Genomic DNA, 22,438 nt, shown 5'->3' with positions numbered 1-22,438 from the left:
CCCTGCAGCGGCCCGCGGCACACGCGGAAGGCCGGCCCGCGCGCGGCGCGGCCGGCAGCGCCCTCTCACCGGGCGCGGAAGCGCCGGCGGCCGACGCGGTGTCAGACCGCGGACCAGCCGTCGTCGACGGGCAGGATCGCGCCGTTGATGTTGCTCGCGGCGTCCGAGGCGAGGAACAGGATCGCCGCCGCCTGCTCCTCCGGCCGCGACACCCGGCCCAGGTTGACGAAGTGCGGTGCGAGGGTAGCCGGGCCGTGTGCGGATCGGTCGGCTTCCACCGCGATGGCGGTCGCGGTGCCGCCCGGACAGACGGCGTTGGCCCGGATCCCGCTCCCGCGGTACATCACGGCGAGGGACTTCGTCAGTCCCACCACGCCGTGCTTGGACGCCGTGTAGGCGACGCCCGCCGCGCTGCCGCGCAGGGCGGCCTCGGAGGCGGTGTTCACGATGGCGCCGCGGCCCGCGGCCAGCATGTGCGGAAGCACGGCGCGCGAGAGCAGGAAGGGCGCGGTGAGGTTGACCCGTATGACCCGCTCCCACTCGGCGTCGCTCACGTCGGCCGGTGCCGACATGCTGTCCATGATCCCGGCGTTGTTCACCAGGACGTCCACTGCGCCGAACCGCTCCACCGCCGTCGCCGTGACCCGGTCCACGACGGCCTGTTCGCTCAGGTCGCCCGTGACGGCCACCGCGGTGCCGCCCGCCTCCTCGATCTCCTCGACGACCGTGTCGGCCCGTTCGGCGTCGAGGTCCGCCACCACGACGCGGTCGCCCTGGGCGGCGAAGGCGAGCGCGGCCGCGCGTCCTATGCCCGATCCCGCTCCGGTGACGATCACGCTGCGTCCGTTCAGGCCGGCCGTCATGAAGTGCTCCGTTCAGGAGAGTCGATGAGAGTGCGTGCTCACGCGGCGGACTCGTCGCGCGCCGCGCCGGCACCCCACAACTTTATGTCTCTGAGTGACATAAAGTCCTGGGGCAGAATACGCCTGACAGGGATCACCGGCGCCGGAGGGGCAGATGACCGCAGCCCGCGGACGGACGGGGCGACCACCGCTGACCGAGGAACGCAAGGCCGCCGTCCGGCTGGAGATCGCCCGCGCCGCGGTCGGCCTGTTCATCGCCCAGGGCGTCGCCGCGACCACCGGCGAGCAGATCGGGCAGGCGGTCGGCGTCTCGGCGCGGACCGTGTGGCGCTACTTCCCCACCAAGGAGAGCTGCGTACGGCCGCTGTTCTCGACCGGCATCGACACGGTCGCCGCGGCACTTCGGCAGTGGCGTCCCGGCCGGCCCCTCCAGGAGGCCTTCGACCACGTCTGGACGGCCGACGCGGGCCTGCCCGGCCTGGACGTCGGCGCCCTGGTGCGACTGACCCGGACCGAACCGGGCCTGCGCGCGGTCTGGCTGCAGACCCATGACGAGGCGGAACCCGCGTTCGCGAGCGCCCTCGCCGAGCGAGCCGGACTGCCCGCCGACGACGTACGGCCGGCCATCTGGGCCGCCATGCTCAACGCCGCGCTGCGCGCGGCGGTCGAACACCACGCCCACCGGACGACCGGGCCGGCGGCCGGGCCCGAGGCGGCCCGGGCCGACCTCGCGGCGACCCTGCGCACCGCCCTGGCCGTCACGGCGGCCGGCCTCACCTGAGCGCCCGCGGCGGCGCTCAGGTGCTCGATGCCGCGGCCATCTCACGAAGGTCGCCGAGTCGCCGGAGTTCGAGGAACTCAAGCAGTCCGGACACGTGGCGAAGAACCCGCTGGCCGACGTGCTGCGCAACCACTGGCGCACTGTGCCGCGGGCGTTCTGTCTGCGCATGGCGCAGACCGCCGCCCACGCCGTGTCGGTGACCTTCGTCCTGTCCTGCCTGGACGACGGCATCGCGCCCGACGCGTCCGGGACGGTCAGCCCGACCGCCCTGGTGAGCGCGGCGGCGACGGGCATCGCGGCCACCATCCTGTGGGGCGCCCTGTCCGACCGCTGGGGGAAGGCGTCCGGTCTGCCCATCAACTCGGTGGCTCCCGGCCTCATCGACACCGACATCACCGTCGGCAAGCCCGACCCGGCTCGCAAGGCCGCGATGACCGCCGAGATCCGGGTAGGGCGCACCGTCGCCGACGTGATCGCCTTCCTCGCCCGCCCGTCATCCGCCTACCTCACCGGAGTGACCCACGACGTCAACGGCGGTCCTCACACGCACCGACACCCGCACCGACAAACCGCCGAGAGAAGCACGATGTTCGACGACCGCGCCGAGGACGAACGTGACGCTGCCGGGCGGCCGTGCCGGGGCGGTCCGGTCGGGCAGCCGGGTGTCTCCTGCCCGGCTGGGTGATCACCGGTGGCGGGGCGCAACCCCCGCTCATAGCTTCGGCCTCATGAACAAACGACACATCGCGTATCTCGCCTGCACCACCGCCGTCGTGGCCGCGGGGCTGGGGGCCGCTCCGTCGGTCCACCATCCGACCGTGCACAGCGTTCAGCCGGGGCAGTCCATCCAGAAGGCCGTGGACGCCGCCGAGCCGGGGGACACCGTCCTCCTCGCGCCCGGCACCTACCGGCAGAGCGTCGACATCACCGAGTCGGACATCACCCTGCGCGGCACCAGTGCGCGGCTCACCGTGCTGACGCCCCCCTCTGCGGCCGGCCAGAACGCCTGCGCCAAGGCCGGGAACGGCGTCTGTGTGACCGGCAGCGACAAGGCTCCCCTCAAGGACGTCACCGTTCGGTCGCTGACGCTTCGGGGCTTCGCGAAGAACGGACTGTGGGCCACCGGCACCGACCGGCTGAAGGTCCGGGAGGTCATCGCGGAGAAGAACGGCCAGTGGGGCATCGCCGAGGAACGCTCCGTACACAGCGTGCTCAGCCACAACATCGCGCGGAACAACGGCGACGCCGGACTGTTCGTGGCCAACACCGTCGACACCGAGGAAGGCGCCCGCGACGCCGACAAGACGGTGATCCGGCACAACACGACGACCGGCAACCGGGTCGGCGTCACCGTGCGGCGGCTGCGGAACCTGACCGTCGACCGCAACGAGGCCACCGGCAACTGCGCCGCCGTGTTCGTCGTGGGCGACGAGTCCAAGCCGCGCGCCGGCGCGCTGAGCGTGACGCGCAATCACCTCCACGCCAACAACAAGTACTGCGCCAAGACACCGCGGCTGCCCTTCCTGCAGGGCTCGGGCATCGTCCTCACCGGCGCCGAGGAGACGCTGGTCGCCTGGAACCGGGTGGAGAACAACAAGGGCACGTCCCCGCTGTCCGGCGGCATCGTCCTCTTCAAGAGCCTCGTCGGCACCCCCAACGAGCGCAACGACATCCGGGACAACCTGGTGACCGGCAACAGCCCGGCCGACCTGGCCAACCGGGACACCGCGAAGAGCAACACGTTCAGCAGCAACACCTGCACGCTCTCCGAGCCCGCCGGTATGTGCTGACCGACTCGCCCCCCCCACAAACGGCACAACAGCAGAAGCGAGGCAACGGATGACCACCGTTGATCCGGCTCCGCCGCCGCCCATGCGGCTGAGGGAGCTCGTATTCGGGGCGGCGTGCGCCGCCGCCGTCCGCGCGGCCGTCCGCCTGGGCGTGGCGGACGCGCTGGACGACAACCCCATGACCGTGGACGACCTGGCGGCGGCGGTGAAGAGCCAGCCGCACACCCTGCGCAGACTGCTGCGCGCGCTGTCCTGCCAGGGCGTCTTCACCGAGAACCCCGACGGCACCTTCGAGCACACCGAGATGTCCCGGCTGCTGCGCGAGGACGATCCGCACAGCCTGCGGTACATCGCCCTGTGGTGCACCGAGCCGTGGACCTGGAACGTCTGGCCACTGCTCGACGAGGCGGTGCGCTCCGGCCGCAACGTCTTCGAGGACGTGTACGACCGTGAGTTCTTCACGTACCTCAACGAGTCGGCCCCGGAGTCGGCCCATGTGTTCAACCGGGCCATGACGACGTCCAGCGAGCAGTCCGCACGTGACGTGGCCCTGCTGCTCGACCTCGGCGACGCGTCCTCGGTCGTGGACATCGGGGGCGGTCAGGGGCACGTCCTGGCCAGCCTCCTGGAGAAGCACGCCCACCTCCGCGGCACCCTGCTCGATCTGCCCGGCGTCGTCGAGAACGCCGACCCGCGGCTGCGCGCGGGCGGCTCCCTGTCCGGCCGGGTCGAGGTGGTGTCCGGGGACTGCCGCGAGGACGTCCCGGTCCAGGCGGACGTGTACATCATCAAGAACGTCCTGGAGTGGGACGACGACAGCACCCGCCGGGCGCTGGCCAACGTCCGCGGGGCGGCGCGGCCCGGAGCCCGGGTCGTGGTCATCGAGAACCTCGTCGACGACACCCCCTCGATGCGGTTCACCACCGCCATGGACCTGCTGCTGCTCCTCAACGTCGGAGGCGCCAAGCACACCCGGCAGAGCATGATCGACCGCCTGACCGACGCGGGCCTGGTCATCGACGGCATCCGCCCGGTCAACGCCTATCTCCACGCCTTCGAGTGCACCGTCCCCGGCTGAGCGCACCCACCACGAAACCCCGAGGCCGCCGGCCCGCGACTGACGCGGGACCGGCGGCCTCGGGGTTCGGCCGGGCGTCGGCTCAGGAACCGGCGCCGCGCTCCCAGCGGTAGAAGCACTGCGCCATGGCGTCCTTGGGGCTGCGCCACGTCAGGGGGTCGTACGGGCTGACGTACGCCTGAAGCTGCTCGCTGATGCTGCGGAACTCGGGGTGTGCGGCGACCTTCGCGATGGCGGGCGCAGGGTCCTGCTCGGCCTCGATGAGGTGCAGGTACAGGTCGTCACCGAACTGGAAGAGGCTGCGCCGGCTGACACCGACCAGGTGGGGGAGTTCACCCCGGTCGGAGGCGGCGAACACGTCGGCGATCCGCGGCGCCGAACCGGGCGCCATGCGGGCGACGATGAGGGCGTGGTGCATCGGCTGTCCTTTCCTGGACCGGGTCTCAGCGGGAGGACGCGACGGACGCGTTCTCGCTGTCGCGGGCGACCTGCTCGATCCGGTCCCGGATGAGGGCCATCTGCGTGCGGGAGTTGCGGTTGATGTTGTCCGTCATCCACTCGTCGTCGACCGGGGCGTCGGGCTTCATCGCGAAGTCCTGCGTCCAGCGCATCCGGACACCGCCGGGCAGCTCCGTGTACTCCCACAGGATGTCCATGTGCGCGAAGGGGCCCGTCTCGACGCGGCGGGCGCGGACGGTCAGCTTCTCGCGGTCCGGGGTGCGCTCCGACACCCAGCTCCACACCTTGCCGTTCTCGTCCGGGTGCATGGTCAGCCGGAACGTCGTCGTGTCCCCCTCACGGGAGAGGACCTCGACGGACGCGTACTCGCTGAAGAGCCGCGGCCAGTTCTCGAGGTCGTTGGTCATCTCCCACACCAGGTCGAGGGGAGCGTCGATGGTGATGCTGTTCTCGGTGTGTCCGGCCACGTTCAGGCTCCAGCCTTGAGGGTGCTGTTGACGAGGTTCAGGAACTCCTGGGGCGTCCGGCAGCGCTCCGAGTCGGGGGGGAGCGAGCGGCCGTACCGGTTCTCCAGCTCGCCGACGATGCCGAGCAGGCCGAGCGAGTCGAGGCCGAAGGAGTCGAAGGGGGAATCCGCGGACTGCTTCAGTTCCTTGGGGTCGACGGTGATGCCCGCCGCCTGCTTGATCAGGGCGGCCAGCTCGTCGAAGGTCACTTCGGTGGTGATCATGGGTGACTGCTCCTTCCCCGCCCGGACTACCGGGCGGATTCGTCACCGCGGCGCACGACCAGCGCCGCGTTGGAGCCCATCAGTCCCCTGCTGAGGACGAGGGCGGTGCGCAGCTCGGTGGGGCGAGCGCGCGACATCACCAGGTCGAGGTCGTGGCAGATGTCGAACACGTTGGGCGTGGGGGGCACCCGGCCTTGTTCCATGGCGAGCACCGCGGCCACCGTGTCCAGCACGGGTGCCGCGCAGTAGGCGCGGCCGATGCCGGTCTTCGGTGCCGTGACCGGGACCCGGGTGCCGTGCGCGCCCAGGGCGTCGGCGATCGCCAGCGCCTCGGCGCGGTCCGCCTCCGGGACGCCCAGGGCGTCGGCGAACACGACGTCTATCTCCTCCGGGGCGCAGCCCGCCTCGTCGAGGGCGCCGCGGATCGCGCGGGCGAGACCCTCCCGGGACTCCGCCCAGCGGGAGGCCCCGGTGAACGTGGCGGCATGGCCGGCCACGGTGGCCCGGACGGGCACCCCGCGCTCGCGGGCCCGCGTCTCGTCCTCGACGACGAGCAGGGCACCGCCCTCGGCGGGCACAAAACCGCATGCCTTCTCGGTGAACGGGCGGTAGGCCCGGTCGGGGTCGTCGACGGTGCTGAGCTCGGGGTAGCCGAGCTGGCAGACCATCGAGTACGGGGCGAGGGGTGCCTCCGCGGCTCCCACCACCATGACGTCGGTGCCGCGCCGCACGGCACGCGCCGCGTGCGCGAGGGAGTCGAGACCGCCCGCCTCGTCGCTCGCCACCACCCCGCACGGCCCCTTGAAGCCGCCGCGGATGGAGATCTGGCCGGTGCTCGCCGCGTAGAACCAGGCGATGGACTGGTACGGGCCGACGAACTTCGAGCCCTGTCCCCACAGCTTCTGCAGCTCGCGCTGGCCGAACTCGCCGCCTCCCGATCCGGCGGCGGTCACCACCCCGATGGAGAACGGCTCGGCGGGGTCGCCGCCGAGTCCGGCGTCGTCGAGGGCGAGCGCGGCCGCTGCCATCGCGAAGTGGCTGAACCGGTCGGTCTGGACGAGGAACTTCTCCTCGATGAGGGCCGCCGGGTCGAAGGCCCGGACCTCGCCCGCCACACGCAGCGGAAGGTGCTCGCAGCCCTCACGGCTGATCAGGTCCAGCACGCCGAGGCCCTCGCCGACGGACTTCCCGTAGGCGTCGGTCCCCAGTCCGTTGGGCGCGACCACACCGATGCCGGTGACGGCCGCGCGCCGGGTGCGCCGATTGCTCATCGTGTCCTCCCGCCCGGCCCGGTCAGCAGCACCGCGGACTGGAAGCCGCCGAACCCGCTGCCCACGGAGAGCACGTTGTTCAGCTTCCGCGGGCGGGCGGTGCGCGGGACGTAGTCCAGGTCGCATTCCGGGTCGGGGGTCTCGTAGTTCGCCGTGGGCGGCACGACCTGGTGCTTCAGCGCGAGGACGCAGGCGACCACCTCGATCGCGCCGATCGCGCCCAGTGAGTGACCCACCATGGACTTGATGGAGCTCATGGGCGTCTCGTAGGCGTGGGCGCCCAGGGACCGCTTCACGGCGGCCGTCTCGTGCCGGTCGTTCTGGCGGGTGCCGGAACCGTGCGCGTTGACGTAGTCGATCGCAGTGGGGTCGATACGGGCCTGGTCGAGCGTGGTGTCGATCGCCCGGGCCATCTCCAGTCCCTCACTGGTCAGACCGGTCATGTGGTAGGCGTTGCCGTAGGTGGCGTAGCCGCTGATCTCACAGAGGACCTCGGCGCCGCGGGCCCGGGCGTGCTCGTACTCCTCGAGGACGAGCACCGCCGCGCCCTCACCCATCACGAAGCCGTCGCGGTGGGCGTCGAAGGGCCGGGAGGCGTGCTCCGGGTCGTCGTTGTTGGGCGACGTCGCCTTGATGGCGTCGAAGCAGGCCATCGTGATCGGTGAGATCGGCGAGTCCGACGCCCCCGCGACGCAGACGTCGGCCCGGCCCTCGGCGATGGTGTGGAAGGCGTAGCCGACCGCGTCGAGTCCGGAGGTGCAGCCGGTGGAGACGGTCTGCACCGGGCCCCGGGCGTCGAACCGCTCGGCGACGACCGAGGCGAGGGTGCTCGGCGAGAACGCCAGATGGAGCTGGGGATCCGCCGCCCGGTGGTCCACGTCCCAGCGCCGGCCACGCTCGCTGACCAGCACGTAGTCCTGTTCCAGTCGGGTGGTCCCGCCGACCGCGCTGCCCAGGGACACCGCGGTGCGCCAGGGGTCCACGACCCCCGTGTCGAGTCCGGCGTCGCGGACGGCCTCACCGGCCGCGACCACGGCGAACTGGATGTAGCGGTCCGCGTGTTGGCACAGCTCCGCGTCCAGGCCGTGCTCGTACGGGTCGAAGTCGCATTCGGCGGCGATGCGCGAGCGCAGGCCCTCCGGATCGAACAGGGAGATGCCGCGGGTCGCGGTGCGGCCGGCTGCGAGGAGATCCCAGAACGCCGTCGCCCCGATGCCGCCGGGAGCGACCACACCGATACCGGTGACGGCCACTCGCCGGGTCATTTTATGGCCTCACTGGGCTCGGCCGTCCGGCCGCGCTCGGGCCCGCCGACCGTCAACTGCGGCCCGGCGGTGTTGCCTTCCGTCTCCTCCGTGTCGACGTGGCCGAGGCTCGGGTGCGGGGCGAGCGGGCCGAGGTGGAAGACCATGCGGGCCTCCCGGTCGCCGACGTTGCGGAAGCGGTGCCGCATGTCGACGGGGATCATCAGCCCCTGGTCGGTGCGGAGCCCGAACGGCTCACCGTCCAGGTCCACTTCGAGGGCGCCGCTGACGACGTACACGAACTCCTCGGAGTACGGGTGGTAGTGCTCGCCGATGCGCTCGCCGGGCTGGATGATGGCCAGCCCCATGAAGCCGCTGGTGGAGCCCACGGTGGCCGGTGTGAGCAGGGTCCTGAGGTCACCTCCGCGCCGTCGGTTGGGTTCCGTCTCGCTCAGGTCCACGATGCGTGGATGCTGCTTGGTCATGATCGATACCTCCGGGTGTGCCGGTGACGTCCGGGCGGACACGGCCGCGGACGTCACCGCGGTCGAGCGTCAGGACTCCGCCGAACTGCGGTCGGTGATGGGCAGCATGTCGGCGTGCGCCAGAAGCCGGTTGAGGTTGCGTTCCGAGTCCAGGGCGCCCTCGACGCCGATCGCGGCGCCGTCCAGGAGACGTCCCAGTTCCGCCGCCTTCCCCGGGCCCTTGACGCCGAGGGCGGCGAGCGGGTCCCGGTCGAGTTCGCCGGTGACGTCGACGAGGCGCACCACGATGTCGTCCCGCTGGAACACGGTGCTCGCGTACACCGGGCTGTCCGGTTCGTCCGCCGCGGCCTCGTCCTGGTGGGCGAGGAACCGGGCCAGATCCATGCCGCGGCCCGCCACGGCCGGGTAGTACAGCGCGTGCCGCCGCAGACCGGCGGGTTCCGGGCTCCCGGCCATCACATGGTGCACGGCCGGGAGCGCGGCCCGGGTGAAGAACACCCGCGCGGACTCGGGGTCGGTCAGATCCCGGTCCTGCTCCAGGTAGGGGTTGATGGCTTCCTCGACCGCGCGCACCTCCGGCTGACGTGCGACATGCCGCAGAGCGGCCAGCAGGTCGCCCTCCACCTCCACGGCCCGCACGACGCGGTTGCCGTGCATGAACAGCGAGGTGCGGCACAGCCGCGTGGTGTCGTCGACCTGCGCCCTGGGCGACTTGTAGCCGGCCAGGAGCTCCGCGACCTTGGACTCGGAGCCCGGCTTGACGGTGAAGGTGAGGGCGTGGCGCGCCACACCGTCGCCCACACGGGCCGCCGCCTGCAGGCCGGCCTTAGCGGCCTCGGGGGTGAGCGGCCGGCCGGGGCGGGTCTCGCGGAGGATGCTGTAGCGCATCGACCGGGTGTCCCGGACACAGCTGTGCATCGGGCGGACGGTCTCGACGTGCTCCTCGCTGTTCACCCACGCGAGGAACGGCGGGGCGCTCTCCCACTCGCTGGTGATGAGCCACTGCGAGGGGTTCTCGATCGACTGGCACAGCTGGTCACTGATGTGACCGGGGACGGACGCGACCTTGTTGCGCATGTGCTCGTACGCGTCGAGGAACTGCTCCTGGGCTCCTTCGTACAAGTCGAGCAGAAGGATCACCCGCAGCCTCGAGCCGTCGAAAGCCGACTGCGATATGCGTCCCGACGTGGTCATACGGCGCACCTCTCCTCTTCTTCCGGAAGATCAGGAACGACCTCCGTGTCCGATGGGCCGGGGTCGCCATGTGTCGATCGTTGACGCGACCCACGGTGCGCGCGAGCGACGTGGCGCACCTGGGTGAACCGCGCGCCATCCGGGTGCCGCCGGGACGCGGCACGGCCCGCACCGGGCATGGAATGTGCGTCCCGTTCCTCAGCCCGTCGAGGGCGACGCTGGAGGCGTTTCAATGAACCGATCGGACACGGCCGACGAGGTGGGGCACCGCACGCCCGTCCTCATCGTCGGCGGCTCCCTGGTGGGTCTGTCCATGTCCCTGTTCCTGGGGCGGCTCGGGGTGCCGCACACGCTGGTGGAACGCCACGCGGGCACCTCGATCCACCCGCGCGGTCGCGGAAACAACGTGCGCACGATGGAGCTGTTCCGGGCGGCCGGGGTCGACCGGCGCATCGAGGAGGCCGCGTCGGTCCTGGCGGACAACCACGGCATCCTGCAGACGCCGACCTTGGTGGGTGACGCCGGCGAGTGGCTGTTCCGGCGGATCGACCCGGGCGGCGGGCTCGCCCGGTTCAGCCCCGCCGGTTGGTGCCTGTGCAGCCAGAACGACCTCGAACCCGTGCTGCTGAGGAGTGCCCGGGAACTCGGCGGGGACCTGCGCTTCGGCACCGAGATGATGTCGTTCGACCAGGACCCCGACGGGGTGACGGCGCTGGTCAAGAGCCGTGAGACGGGCGAGCACACCACCCTACGGGCGGACTATCTCGTGGCCGCGGACGGTCCGCGCAGCCCGGTCCGCGAGCGGCTCGGCATCGGGCAGAACGGCCCGGGTGACCTGTTCCACAACGTCAGCGTCACCTTCACCTCCCGCGACCTCGCCGAGGTCGTCGGCGACCGGAGGTTCATCGTCTGCTACCTCACCGGTCCCGACGCCGACGGGGCCCTGCTGCCGGTCGACAACCGGGAGCACTGGGTGTTCCACGCTCCCTGGCACCCCGAACACGGCGAAACCCTGGAGGAGTTCACCGACGAGCGGTGCGTGGCCCACATCCGGCGCGCCGTCGGGGTGCCCGACCTCGACGTGACGATCACCGGCCGGGCCGCCTGGCACGCCGCCGAGCGGGTCGCCGAGCGGTACGCCGAGGGCCGGGTGTTCCTGGCCGGTGACTCGGCCCACGAGATGTCACCCACCGGGGCGTTCGGCTCCAACACCGGGATCCAGGACGCCCACAACCTCGCCTGGAAGCTGGCCGCCGTGCTCGGTGGCTGGGCCGGCCCCGCGCTGCTGCGGTCGTACGACGCCGAACGCCGGCCCGTCGCGGAGGCGACCAGTGCCCGCGCCTCGTCCCGCTCGGTGGAGCACAGCCACCCCGGATACACACCCGCCGGCGGGCCCGGCGGCCCCGGCGGCGGGAAGGGCGGCATCCTCAACGTGGCACTGGGCTACCGCTATCCGCGCGGCGCGGTCCTGGGCGCCGATCCCGCGACGCCGGTCGTGCCCGACTCGATCGCGCTGACCGGCGAACCGGGCAGCCGGGCCCCGCACCTGTGGCTGGACCGCGCCGGCACCCGGATCTCCACGCTCGACCTGTATGAGCGGTCGCTGGTGCTGCTGAGCTCGGAGCACGGTGCCTGGCACGCGGCGGCGGCCGACGTGGCGGCACAACGGGACGTACCCCTCGACGCGTACCGGATCGGCGACGGCCCCGACGCGGATCTGACGCCCGAGGCCGGCGCGGACTGGGCCCGGGCCCACGGGATCACCGCGGCCGGCGCCGTGCTGGTCCGTCCCGACGGCTTCGTCGCCTGGCGCTCCGAAGGCCCATCGGCGGACCCGGCGAAGACCCTGCGAGAGGCGATCGACACCGTCCTGGCCCGAACCTGACCCGGCTCCGATCCGAACCTGACACGGCCCCGATCCGGCCCCGATCCGGCCCCGATCCGGCCCCGATCTGGCCCCGACACGGCCCCGACACGGCCCCGATCCGGGTCGCGTCCTGGCCTCGACCTGAGACGGCCTCGATCCGGGTCGCGTCCTGGCCTCGACCTGAGACGGCCTCGATCCGGGTCGCGTCCTGGCCTCGACCTGAGACGGCCTCGATCCGGGTCGCGTCCTGGCCCCGACCTGAGACGGCCCCGACCCGGACCCGACCCTGGGTCCGCCCCGGGGCCGACCAGGGTCCGGCACGGCACCGGCGCGGGTCCGGCGAACGGGGCGGAAGCACACGCGGCGTCACGCTCCTCCGATGCCGCCCTGCCGCCCCCGTTCCGCCTTGGCCAGGTGCTGCTCGAACCGCTGGACCGCGGGTCCGTCGACGTTCCACGGCCAGGGCGTGACCACGCCCTCCAACGCCTGGAACACAGGATGCGCGTCGGCGGCACGCCCCGCCGCACACAGCGCGTACGCCAGCACGTTCAGGTCGGCCTGCGCCGCCGCGTGCTGGAAGAAGCCCGGCTTAGCCCACAGCGCCGCGGCCTGCTCCAGCGCCGCCGCGATCTGTCCGCCGTCCCACAGCTGACCGGCCGTCATGGCCCGCACGCCGCCCTGCGCCAGCAGCCCCTGGTACTGCCGGACGGCCGCGGTCAGCTCGACGGCGGCGCACGGCGCGTTGGCCGGGATGCGGGTGCGCACCACGTCGACGAAGTCGAGAACGGCCGCGCTGGACCCCCCTTCCTCCGGCGACAGATAGGCGAGCATCTGCAGATACGCCTCACGGTGCCAGCGGTCGCGTCCGGTGGCCTCCCGCCAGACGGCGTTGACGTCGTTCTGCCCGTACCGCTCGATCCGCGCCACACCGAGCAGCACCACCCACGGCAGCGGATCGTCCGGTCTCAGCTCGGCGGCCCGGTAGCACTGGGAGACCAGCTGCCCGGCATCCGCCAGGTGCCCGTCCCGCAGACCGCGCGCCAGCTCGACCCAGGCGTGGAACACCAGGGCGTCCGCGCTCTGCGGGTCCCGGCCCAGCCAGGCCGCCGCGATCTCCGCATCGGCCGTCGCCTCCGCCAGCACCGACGTGCGATGGCTGCGGCGGTCCCAGTCGTCGCCGGTCTCCTCCAGCAGGGAGGCGACGAGCGTCACGTCCGCGGTCCTGGCGCTCCCGCCCCGCTTGCTCAACCGCCCCAGCACCCGGGCCAGCTCGGCGTCGTCGAGGGCCGGCGCGATACGGGGACGTCTGCTGGTGCGACTGCTGAAGAGGGGCATGCCGGAAGACTAGGAACTGCGCGGGCCCCGGCAACCCGCACGGGACGATCGTTACCGATCTGGCCCTTGCCGTCGGGCGGCAGGGCACACCTGGGCGGGGCCGGACGACTCACCGGCCCCGCTCGCGGTGCTGCCTGCGCGGTCCCGGTCAGACCGCCGGGGCCGGGTACGTCGGGTACTCCACCCCGGAGACGTACTGGACGACCCGGACGACCTGGCAGGAGTAGCCGAACTCGTTGTCGTACCAGAGGTAGAGGATCGCGTTGTCGCCCTCGACCTTCAGCGCTCCGGCGTCGACGATCGAGGCGTGGCGCGAGCCGATGAAGTCGCTGGAGACCGCGTCGGGGGCGCTGATGAAGTCGATCTGGCGCTTCAGCGGCGAGGTCAGCGACACGTTGCGGAGGTGGTCGAGGACCTCCTGGCGGTCGGTGGCGCGGGCGAGCTGGAGGTTGAGGATCGCGATCGAGACGTCCGGCACGGGGACACGGATCGAGCTGCCGGTGATCGTCGCGTCGAGGTCGGGCAGCGCCTTGGCGACGGCCGAGGCGGCACCCGTCTCGGTGATCACCATGTTGAGCGGCGCCGACCGGCCGCGGCGCTCCGACTTGTGGTAGTTGTCCAGCAGGTTCTGGTCGTTGGTGAACGAGTGGACCGTCTCCACGTGCCCGCGCAGTACGCCGTACTCGTCCGCCATCGCCTTGAGCGGCGGGACGATCGCGTTGGTGGTGCAGGAGGCGCAGGACAGGATCCGCTCGTCCGGCTTGAGGGTGTCGTGGTTGACGCCGTGCACGATGTTGGGCACGTCCCCCTTGCCGGGCGCGGTCAGCACCACCTTGTCGACACCGGGACGCAGATGCTGCGAGAGGCCCTCGCGGTCACGCCACTTGCCGGTGTTGTCGATCAGGATGGCGTTCTTGATGCCGTACGCCGTGTAGTCGATCTCCGTCGGGTCGCCCGCGTAGATGACCTTGATGGTGTTGCCGTTGGCGACGATCGTGCTGTTCGCCTCGTCGACGGTGATCGTGCCCTGGAACTGACCGTGCACGGAGTCGCGGCGCAGCAGCGAGGCCCGCTTGACGATGTCCTGCTCGCCGCCCTGGCGGACCACGATCGCGCGCAGCCTCAAACCGTTGCCGGAGCCCGACTTCTCGATGAGCAGCCGGGCGAGGAGGCGGCCGATGCGGCCGAAGCCGTAGAGGACGACGTCGCGCGGTTCGCGGCGGTCGATCTTGTTGGCGCCGGTGGCGCCGGCGACGGCCTCGGCGGTGAACTCCTCGACCGACAGGCCCCGGTCGTCGGCGCGGTGGGTCGCGGCGAGCATGCCGATGTCGATCTGGGACGGGCCGAGGTCGAGCGTGGTGAGCGCCCGCAGGAAGGGCAGCGTCTCGGTGACCGAGAGTTCCTCACCGGCGATCTGCCGGGCGAAGCGGTGGGTCTTGAGAATGCTGACCACCGACTTGTTCACCAAGGAGCGGCTGTGCAGCAGGACGGTGACGTCCCGCTCGCGGTGCAGCTTCCCGATGATCGGGATCATCGACTCCGCGATCTCCTCGCGGTGCTTCCAATTGGTGAACGAGTCTTCGTTGACAGTCACAGGTTCATCTTTCGAGCTAGAGGGTGCTCATATGATAGCCATGGGGCGGCGAGGGCCGGAGGGGGTGCCCCGCCCCCGTGACCCCCTTGAGTGCGACCCGCACGAGCACCCGTAGTCCGCAGGATTGCCCCCCATGCGATCGGGTACGCGTGCAGCACCGTGCCCGGGGCGGATCTCCCGGGTGGGCCGCACACCGCCGCTAGCAGGGAATCTGTCATGGAAACACCCGCGCACGAGAACAACGCCCCCACGCCCGCCCAGCGGGCCCTGGACGCCCTGTCGGAGAACACCGAGGACACGGTGGCGCTGGACGCCCTCGCGAACAGCGACGTACTGATACCGGTTCCGGACGACGCGGGCGACGAGGAGGCCGCCGACCCGGGTGCGGTGGCCCTTCCGGTGCTGGAGCAGCCGGGTGGCACGCACGTGGTGCCCGTCTTCACCTCCGAGCTGGAGATGGCGGGACTGCTGCCGTTCGTCTCCCGGTACCGTCTGGTCCCGCTCGGCGCACTCGCCGCTCAGTGGCCGGCCGAGGACCTGTCCCTCACCATCGACGGCAGCTCCGAGCACCGTCTGACGCTCAGCTCGGAGGGGGTGCGCACCCTGCTGGCCCGCCCGTAGCGAAGGGATCCCGAGAGCCCCGGCAGGCCCGCACGGGCGGGAGGTCGCGTGCGCTACTCGCCCAGGGCGCGGGCCAGGGCGGCGCGCTGCACCGGCAGGACCTCGGCGTGCCGATCGCGGCCCTTGGACGTGAGCGCCACGTACACGCCGCGCCGGTCCTCCAGGCACACGCTGCGCTCGACCAGCCCGTCCTTCTCCAGCCGGGCGATGAGGCGGGACAGCGCGCTCTGACTGAGGTGGATCCGGCCCACCAGGTTCTGCACCCGGTACTGCTCGCCCTCCCGGGACGCAGCGGTCGCCAGCAGGTCGAGCACCTCGAAGTCCGAGGCGCCCAGACCGTACGGATGCAGCGAGCGGTCGATCTCGCCCAGGGTGCGCGCGTGCACCGCGAGGATGTCCCGCCACCGTTCCTCGAGCCGCGCGTCGGCCGTCTTCGCTGCCATACGGGAACGGTAACACTGGTTCGATATTCAATGAATGCGCGAGGACGGGCCGTTCCGGCTGGTCACGCGGGCGCGTTCCGCACCGGACCGCCGAGGTCGCCGTGCGAGGCCCCCACGCGGGCGACCGGCGTTCCGCCCCCGACGTCCTGCGGGCGCTTCGTTCACCGGTCCCTTCCCGCCGGGCCGGGCGAGCGGCGTACGGCTTCTCCGAACCGACCGCCTGATCCGGCCGGGGCGGGGGAGCGCCTCAGGTCGACGCCCGCTTCACCAGTTCCGTCGGCAGGATCACCGCCGCCGGGTCCTCGCCGCCGATCTGGGCGAGCAGCACCCGCACCATCTCGCTGCTGATGCGGTCCCAGGGCTGGCGGATGGTGGTGAGTTCCGGGCTGGCGGCGACGGCGGCGGGGGAGTCGTCGAAGCCACCGACCGCGACGTCCTCCGGTACCCGGCGCCCGGCCCGGTGCAGTGCCGTCAGCACGCCCTGGGCCATCAGGTCCGAGGCGACGAACACGGCGTCCATGCCGGGCGCCTGCGCCAGCAGCCGTTCCGCGCCCGCCTCACCGCCGGCCCGGGTGTAGTCGCCGGAGACGATGAGGCGCTCGTCCGCCTCGACGCCCGCCTCGGAGAGCACCTCGCGGTACCCGGCGAGGCGCTCCACCCCGCCCGGGGTGTCGAGTGGACCGGTCACCACGCCGATCCGCCGCCGGCCCAGCGCCAGCAGATGCCGGACCATGTCGCGGGCGCCGTCCCGGTCGTCGGCGGCCACGTAACTCACCTTCGAGCGCAGCCCGATCGGCTTGCCGCACGCGACCAGCGGCACACCCGCGGCCCGCAGCTCCTCGGCCACGGGGTCACCGGAGTGGCTGGAGACCAGCAGTACCCCGTCGACATGTCCGGCGGTGATGTACCGCGTGATGCGCCGCCGTTCGTCGTCCGTGCCGGCCAGCATCATCAGCAGCGGGATGTCGTGCGCGGCCAGCGCCTGCGTGCACCCGCGCAGCAGGACATTGAAGTTGGGGTCCTCGAAGAACCGCTCCTGGGGCTCCGTGAGCAGGAAACCCACCGAGTCCGACCGGCCGGTGATCAGCGAGCGGGCATGCCGGTTGACGACGTAGCCCGTCCTGCGGATGGCGGCGTCGACCGCCTGGGCCGCGGCCGGGCTGACGTAGTGACCGCCGTTGAGCACTCGTGAGACGGTGCCGCGCGAGACCCCGGCCTCGCGCGCCACGTCGTGGATCGTCGGCGGCTTGCGCCTGCCCCCCGTGTTGCTCATGGTCATGACTTTACGGCCCCGGAGAGCAGATCCAGACTCCAGAACCGCTGGATGACCAGGAACAGCGCGACCAGCGGGAACACCGCGAGGAACGCGCCCGTGATCACCAGCGTGTACAGCGCCGGAGTGTTGGCGCCCTGTTCGAGCAGCGTGTACAGACCGAGGGTGATCGGGAACTTCTCGTCGTCGCTGAGCATGATGTAGGGCAGCAGGAAGTTGTTCCAGATCGCCACGAACTGGAACAGGAAGACCGTCACCAGTCCGGGCACCATCATCGGCAGCGCGACCCGCGTGAAGATCCGCCACTCGCCGGCGCCGTCCATCCGCCCGGCCTCCACCACGTCCGCCGGCACCGCGGCCGCGGCGTAGATCCGTGCGAGGTAGACGCCGTACGGGGAGAGGATCTGCGGCAGCAGCACGGACAGGTAGGAGTCCGTGAGGTCCGCCTTCGCCAGCAGCAGGTACTGCGGGACGGCGAGGATCACCGGCGGCATCAGCACGCCCGCGAGCAGCACGTTGAACAGCGTCTCGCGGCCCCGGAAGCGGTAGACCGCCAGCGCGTAGCCGCTGACCGCGGACACGCACGTCGACAGCAGCGCGCCCAGTCCGGCGTACAGGGCGGAGTTGCCCATCCACTGCCAGTAGACGCCGTCCCGGTAGGCGCCGAGGTCGGAGAGGTTGTCGGCGAAGCCGCTGCCCGGCCAGAACGTGAAGGTGGAGAACAGTTCGGAGCCGGACTTGGTGGACGCGATGACCACCCAGGCGACCGGCAGCAGACAGTAGAGCGCGCCGAGCAGCAGCGTCAGGGTCGGGACCGGCGCGATCCGGCGGCGTCGCGCCGGGCCCCGGGTGGTGCCGGGGGTGGTGCCGGCCGTGGGTTCGGCCTGGTGCAGGGCCACAGAGCTCATCGGGCCGCCTCCTGCTTGTTGCGTCGGTTCGCGGCCCGCAGGAAGCCGAAGGACAGCACCAGGGTGGCGAGCGCGATGAGGGTCGCCTGGGCGGCGGCCGCGTGGATGTCGCCCTTGCCGAAGGCGTCCTGGTACACCTTCATCAGCGGACTCCAGGTGCTGGCCACGGAGTTGGTGAGCGGCTTGAGGGTGGTCGGTTCGTTGAACACCTGGAGCGTCGCGATGATCGAGAAGAAGAAGGTCAGCACCAGCGAGGGCGCCACCATCGGGATCTTGATCCGCAGCGCGATCTGCAGCGGGGTGGCGCCGTCCAGCTTCGCCGCCTCGTACACCTCGGCCGGGATGGCCCGCAGCGCGGTGTAGATGACGATCATGTTGAAGCCGGTGCCGCCCCAGACCGCGATGTTCGACAGCGCGAGGTACAGCGGGCCGCCGTCCAGCAGGTCGGGCTGGGGCAGGCCCAGCTTGTCCAGTACGAAGGAGAAGGGGCTGACGTCCGGCAGGTACAGGAAGCCCCACAGCAGGGCCGCCACCACGCCGGGGACGGCGTACGGCAGGAAGATCGCGAGCCGGGTGAAGGGGGCGAGCCGCACCTGCTCGGAGTCGAGCATCAGCGCGAACAGCAGCGCGAGACCCAGCATGACCGGCACCACGATGCAGCCGTAGCCGAGCACGCGCAGCGCGCCGTTCAGGAGCTCGCTGTCGGACAGGGCGCCGCTGTAGTTCTCCAGGCCGGCCCAGATCTCCTTCCGGGCGCCGGACCCCAGTCCGAGCCCGGAGACCTCCACCTTGCGGAAGCTGAGCCAGACGGCGTACCCGATGGGCAGCGTGAAGAACAGGACGAACAGGACCGTCGCGGGGACGAGGAAGAGGTACGGGGCCTTCCGGCCCCGGTACGACCCCGGGCGAGCTGCGGACTTCACTCGGCGACCCCGAAGCCCTGCTTCTTCAGGTCGGCGACCGTGTCCTCCTGCATGGTGTCCAGGGCGGCGGTGAAGTCCGACGTGTTCTTCGCGGCGGCACCGAAGGCGTCCTTGAACGTCGTGTAGGCGACGTTGACGTTCGGTCCCCAGGCGGACGGCGCGGTGGTCTCCGCGATCTCGGCGGCCTTCTGGTAGAAGTCGGGCTGGTTGGGGAAGTACTCCGGCGGGCTGGTGAAGGCGCCGCTGAGCTGGGCCGAGGTGGAGGCCGGGTAGATACCGCCCTCCTTCGCCAGTGCGTTCAGCGCGTCGCCGTCGGTGTTCAGCCAGGCGGCGAATGTCGCGGCGGCGTCCTTGTTCCCGGAGTCCGTGGTCACGGCGGTGGAGGAGCCGCCCCAGCTGCCGGTGCGGCTCTCGCCGGCGTTCCACTGGGGGAGCGGGGCCATCGCCCACTTGCCCTTGGTGTCGGGCGCGGCCGTGGTCAGCGTGCCCGGCGCCCACACGGCGCTCACCCACGCGATCTGCTTGCCGGTGTTGAGCGCCTTGTTCCAGGCCGGGGTGTACATCGGCTGGTTGTCGATGGCGCCCTCCTCGACCAGGCCGCCCCAGAACTCGGCGACCTTCTTGGTCGCGCCGTCGTTGATGCCGACCTTCCACCGGTCGCCGGAGGTGGTCCACCACTGGGCGCCGGCCTGCTGGGCGAGGCCCGCGAACAGACCGGAGTCGTTGGCGGAGAAGGTGGTGAGATCCGTGTCCGGAGCCACCTTCTTGAGCTTGCGCGCCGTCTCGGCGAACTCGTCCCAGGTCGTCGGGACGGTGAGGCCGTACTTCTCGAACAGGTCCTCGCGGTAGTAGAACATCATCGGCCCGATGTCCTGCGGGACGGCGTAGACGGCGTCCGTGCCGAGCGTGGTCTGCTGCCAGACGCCCTCGGCGAACTTGCTCTTCGCGTCGCCCACGCCGTCGCCTATGTCGGCGAGCGCGTCATTGCTGACCAGCGTGGGCAGCGCCTGGTACTCCGCCTGCACCAGGTCGGGCGCCTTGCCGGCCTTGTGCGCGGTGAGGATCTTGGTGACCAGGGTGTCGCCGGACGCCTGCTTCTTCACCGTGACGGTGATCTGCTCCTTCTTCCCCGGCCCCTTGTTCCACAGGTCCACGACCTTGTCCATGCCGGGAGCCCAGGTCCAGTACGTCAGTGAGACCGGGCCCGACCGGGCATCGCCGTCGTCGCCGGACTCCGAGCCGCAGGCGGCGAGTGCGGTGGCGCCCAGCGTGACCGCGACGGCGGAACTCACGAGGCGACGGCGCTTCGTGTACGGCATGGATCTCTCCCCTGACCTGGGCCTCCGCCTGGCGCGAAGACCGGCTGTCCCATCGGTGCGCGGCTCGCGCCGCTTCTGTGAGCGTTCACAGTAGAGAAACATCCCGGACACTTGTCAATGCTTGTTGCTGTGCGGTTATGTTGGCTTCGCCGCACCGTCAGGGTGTGTGTACGTTCACACATGATCGAGTACATCGGGAGAAAATCCATGCCGGAGACCACCCCCAGGGGCCTCACCGGGCTCGCCTTCGGTGGGGACTACAACCCCGAGCAGTGGCCGGAAAGCGTCTGGGACGAGGACGTCCGGCTGATGCGGGAGGCCGGCGTCACCATGGTGAGCGTCGGGATCTTCTCCTGGGCCCTGCTGGAGCCCTCGCCCGGCGTGTACGACTTCGGCTGGCTCGACCGGAACCTGGACCTGCTGCACGCAGGCGGCATCCGCGTCGACCTCGGCACGCCCACCGTGGTGCCGCCCGCCTGGTTCTACCGCGCCCACCCCGACGCGCTGCCCGTCACCGCGGACGGCGTGCGCCTGGAGTTCGGCTCCCGCGGCGCCATCTGCCACAGCAACGCCGACTACCGGGCGGCCGCCGCCAACATCACCACGCGGCTGGCCGAACGCTACGGCGACCACCCCGCGCTGGCGATGTGGCACGTCCACAACGAGTACGGCGTCCCCGTGTCGGCCTGTTACTGCGACTCCTGCGCCGGCCACTTCCGCCGCTGGCTGGCGACCACGTACGGCACGGTCGACGCCGTCAACGAGGCCTGGGGCACCGCCTTCTGGGGCCAGCGCTACTCCTCCCTCGAGGAGATCAACCCGCCGCGCCAGGCCGCGACGGTCGGCAATCCGGCCCAGGCGCTGGACTACCGGCGGTTCGCCGACACCACGATGCGGGAGAACTTCACGGCCGAGCGGGACATCCTGCACCGCCTCTCACCCGGCGTCCCGGTCACCACCAACTTCATGACCGCCCTCAGCCAGTGCGACTCCGTCGACTACTGGGCCTGGGGCCGCGAGGCCGACCTCGTCACCAACGACCACTACCTGATCACCGACGGCCGCCGCACCCACGTCAACCTGGCCATGGCCGCCGACCTCACCCGCTCCGTCGCCGGGGGCGCCCCCTGGCTGCTGCTCGAACACTCCACCTCGGGCGTCAACTGGCAGCCCCGCAACCCCGCCAAGGCGCCCGGCCAGATGGCCCGCAACTCCCTGGCGCACGTGGCGCGCGGCTCCGAGGGAGCCATGTTCTTCCAGTGGCGCCAGTCCCGGCGCGGTGCCGAGAAGTTCCACTCCGCGATGCTGCCGCACGGCGGCACCGACACCCGCGTCTGGCGCGAGGTGACCCGACTCGGTTCGGCCGTCGAGGCGTTGGCGCCGATCCGCGGCACCCGCACCGAGGCCGACGTGGCCGTGCTGTGGGACTGGCAGTCCTGGTGGGCGCAGAACCTCGACTGGCGCCCCAGCGAGGACCACGACGCACGCGAACGGGCCGACACCTATTACGAAGCCCTCTACGACCACCACCTCACCGTCGACTTCGCCCACCCCGAAGCCGACTTGTCGAGGTACCCCCTTGTCGTCGTACCGGCCCTGTACCTGATGACGGAGGCGGCCGGGCGCAACCTCGAGGAGTACGTCGAGAACGGCGGCACCCTCGTCGTGTCGTACTTCTCCGGCATCGTCGACGAGCACGACGCCGTCCACGACGGCCCCTACCCGGGCGCCCTGCGCGACGTCCTCGGCGTGACGGTCGAGGAGTTCTCCCCCCTGCTGCGGGGTGAGCGAGTGCGCCTGACCGGCCCCGACGGCGCCGGACTCGACGCCGACGTGTGGACGGAGTTCGTGGTGCCGCGCGGCGCCGAGACCGTGTGGACGTACGCCGACGGCCCGGCCGCCGGCCGCCCGGCCGTCACCCGGCACCGGCTCGGCGAGGGCACCGCCTGGTACGTCTCCACCCGGCCGGGCGCCGAGGGCCTCGCCACGCTGCTCGGCCGGGCGGTCGAGGACGCCCGGATCACCCCCCGCGCCGACCTGCCCCGCGATGTCGAAGTGGTGCGCCGCGCGGGCGAGCCGGGCACCTTCCTGTTCGCGATCAACCACACCGCCACCGACGCCAAGGTGCCGCTGGACACCCCCGGCACCGAGCTGCTGACCGGTGAACGGGCCGCGGGCCGCCTCGCGGTCCCGGCCGGAGCCGTCCGGGTCGTGCGACTCGACGGCTGAGCCGCGACTCCCCTCCGCCCGTGTGAGCACG

General features: G+C 71.5%; 22 protein-coding genes. 7 read left to right on the top strand and 15 right to left on the bottom strand.

All coding sequences use genetic code 11. From position 1 onward, the window contains the following. Positions 1-101 precede the first annotated feature (101 nt). Complete coding sequence (locus IE178_RS03215) at positions 102-863, bottom strand: SDR family NAD(P)-dependent oxidoreductase (RefSeq protein ID WP_184761967.1); 762 nt, start codon at positions 861-863, stop codon at positions 102-104. 154 nt (positions 864-1,017) lie between these two features. On the opposite strand from IE178_RS03215, the gene IE178_RS03210 reads away from it, so the two are divergent. The 4 genes from IE178_RS03210 (at position 1,018) to IE178_RS03195 (ending at position 4,512) form a co-directional block, all read left to right on the top strand. Then, a complete protein-coding gene (locus IE178_RS03210; RefSeq protein ID WP_184761966.1) occupies positions 1,018-1,644 on the top strand; it encodes a TetR/AcrR family transcriptional regulator in 627 nt (208 codons plus the stop codon). 94 nt (positions 1,645-1,738) lie between these two features. After that, a complete protein-coding gene (locus tag IE178_RS03205) occupies positions 1,739-2,329 on the top strand; it encodes an SDR family oxidoreductase (protein ID WP_318279814.1) in 591 nt (196 codons plus the stop codon). 43 nt (positions 2,330-2,372) lie between these two features. Beyond that, positions 2,373-3,434 (top strand): right-handed parallel beta-helix repeat-containing protein, encoded by a 1,062-nt coding sequence (locus tag IE178_RS03200; RefSeq protein WP_184761965.1) that lies wholly within the window; start codon positions 2,373-2,375, stop codon positions 3,432-3,434. A 49-nt stretch (positions 3,435-3,483) separates the two neighbouring features. After that, a complete protein-coding gene (locus tag IE178_RS03195) occupies positions 3,484-4,512 on the top strand; it encodes a methyltransferase (protein ID WP_184761964.1) in 1,029 nt (342 codons plus the stop codon). Between the two features lie 82 nt (positions 4,513-4,594). Here IE178_RS03195 and IE178_RS03190 read toward each other — a convergent pair whose 3' ends face one another. From IE178_RS03190 to IE178_RS03160, 7 genes are all read right to left on the bottom strand, one after another. After that, positions 4,595-4,930, bottom strand: coding sequence for a TcmI family type II polyketide cyclase (locus IE178_RS03190; protein ID WP_184761963.1), 336 nt, complete (start codon positions 4,928-4,930; stop codon positions 4,595-4,597). Positions 4,931-4,955: 25 nt separating this feature from the next. Next, positions 4,956-5,438: an SRPBCC family protein gene (locus IE178_RS03185; protein ID WP_184761962.1), complete on the bottom strand. Its 483-nt coding sequence runs from the start codon at positions 5,436-5,438 to the stop codon at positions 4,956-4,958. 2 nt (positions 5,439-5,440) lie between these two features. After that, positions 5,441-5,701 (bottom strand): acyl carrier protein, encoded by a 261-nt coding sequence (locus tag IE178_RS03180; RefSeq protein WP_184761961.1) that lies wholly within the window; start codon positions 5,699-5,701, stop codon positions 5,441-5,443. A 26-nt stretch (positions 5,702-5,727) separates the two neighbouring features. Then, positions 5,728-6,972: a ketosynthase chain-length factor gene (locus tag IE178_RS03175; RefSeq protein WP_193511211.1), complete on the bottom strand. Its 1,245-nt coding sequence runs from the start codon at positions 6,970-6,972 to the stop codon at positions 5,728-5,730. Further along, positions 6,969-8,237 (bottom strand): beta-ketoacyl-[acyl-carrier-protein] synthase family protein, encoded by a 1,269-nt coding sequence (locus IE178_RS03170; RefSeq protein WP_193511210.1) that lies wholly within the window; start codon positions 8,235-8,237, stop codon positions 6,969-6,971. The genes IE178_RS03175 and IE178_RS03170 overlap by 4 nt, the downstream gene beginning before the upstream one ends. Next, complete coding sequence (locus tag IE178_RS03165; RefSeq protein WP_193511209.1) at positions 8,234-8,701, bottom strand: cupin domain-containing protein; 468 nt, start codon at positions 8,699-8,701, stop codon at positions 8,234-8,236. Before IE178_RS03165 ends, IE178_RS03170 begins: the two co-directional genes overlap by 4 nt. A 69-nt stretch (positions 8,702-8,770) precedes the next feature. Next, the gene (locus tag IE178_RS03160) at positions 8,771-9,895 is read right to left on the bottom strand and encodes a SchA/CurD-like domain-containing protein (protein ID WP_193511208.1); all 1,125 of its coding nucleotides are present in this window, start codon (positions 9,893-9,895) and stop codon (positions 8,771-8,773) included. Positions 9,896-10,127: 232 nt separating this feature from the next. Between IE178_RS03160 and IE178_RS03155 the strand changes: the two genes are divergently transcribed. Beyond that, positions 10,128-11,780, top strand: coding sequence for an FAD-dependent oxidoreductase (locus IE178_RS03155; protein WP_193511207.1), 1,653 nt, complete (start codon positions 10,128-10,130; stop codon positions 11,778-11,780). 348 nt (positions 11,781-12,128) lie between these two features. On the opposite strand, the gene IE178_RS03150 is transcribed toward IE178_RS03155, so the two are convergent. Together IE178_RS03150 and IE178_RS03145 are read right to left on the bottom strand one after the other, a co-directional pair. Continuing rightward, positions 12,129-13,097 (bottom strand): hypothetical protein, encoded by a 969-nt coding sequence (locus tag IE178_RS03150; protein ID WP_184761955.1) that lies wholly within the window; start codon positions 13,095-13,097, stop codon positions 12,129-12,131. Positions 13,098-13,245: 148 nt separating this feature from the next. Next, a complete protein-coding gene (locus IE178_RS03145; protein WP_193511206.1) occupies positions 13,246-14,691 on the bottom strand; it encodes a glyceraldehyde-3-phosphate dehydrogenase in 1,446 nt (481 codons plus the stop codon). A 216-nt stretch (positions 14,692-14,907) separates the two neighbouring features. Between IE178_RS03145 and IE178_RS03140 the strand changes: the two genes are divergently transcribed. After that, positions 14,908-15,312, top strand: coding sequence for an SseB family protein (locus IE178_RS03140; protein ID WP_184761953.1), 405 nt, complete (start codon positions 14,908-14,910; stop codon positions 15,310-15,312). A gap of 53 nt (positions 15,313-15,365) precedes the next feature. On the opposite strand, the gene IE178_RS03135 is transcribed toward IE178_RS03140, so the two are convergent. From IE178_RS03135 to IE178_RS03115, 5 genes are all read right to left on the bottom strand, one after another. Then, complete coding sequence (locus IE178_RS03135) at positions 15,366-15,755, bottom strand: MarR family winged helix-turn-helix transcriptional regulator (RefSeq protein ID WP_184761952.1); 390 nt, start codon at positions 15,753-15,755, stop codon at positions 15,366-15,368. Between the two features lie 247 nt (positions 15,756-16,002). Then, positions 16,003-17,034, bottom strand: coding sequence for a LacI family DNA-binding transcriptional regulator (locus IE178_RS03130; protein WP_184761951.1), 1,032 nt, complete (start codon positions 17,032-17,034; stop codon positions 16,003-16,005). Continuing rightward, entirely contained in the window at positions 17,031-17,936 is a 906-nt protein-coding gene (locus tag IE178_RS03125) for a carbohydrate ABC transporter permease (protein ID WP_193511205.1), read from the bottom strand. The genes IE178_RS03130 and IE178_RS03125 overlap by 4 nt, the downstream gene beginning before the upstream one ends. Then, positions 17,933-18,859, bottom strand: coding sequence for a carbohydrate ABC transporter permease (locus tag IE178_RS03120; protein WP_193511204.1), 927 nt, complete (start codon positions 18,857-18,859; stop codon positions 17,933-17,935). Before IE178_RS03120 ends, IE178_RS03125 begins: the two co-directional genes overlap by 4 nt. Further along, a complete protein-coding gene (locus IE178_RS03115; RefSeq protein WP_193511203.1) occupies positions 18,856-20,178 on the bottom strand; it encodes an ABC transporter substrate-binding protein in 1,323 nt (440 codons plus the stop codon). The genes IE178_RS03120 and IE178_RS03115 overlap by 4 nt, the downstream gene beginning before the upstream one ends. A gap of 207 nt (positions 20,179-20,385) precedes the next feature. Between IE178_RS03115 and IE178_RS03110 the strand changes: the two genes are divergently transcribed. Further along, on the top strand, positions 20,386-22,407 hold the full coding sequence (locus IE178_RS03110; RefSeq protein ID WP_193511202.1) for a beta-galactosidase: 2,022 nt from the start codon (positions 20,386-20,388) through the stop codon (positions 22,405-22,407). Positions 22,408-22,438: the final 31 nt, after the last annotated feature.

The organism is Streptomyces griseoloalbus (assembly GCA_014650015.1).
Lineage (GTDB): Bacteria > Actinomycetota > Actinomycetes > Streptomycetales > Streptomycetaceae > Streptomyces > Streptomyces griseoloalbus.
This window is presented reverse-complemented; position numbering and strand designations above follow the sequence as displayed.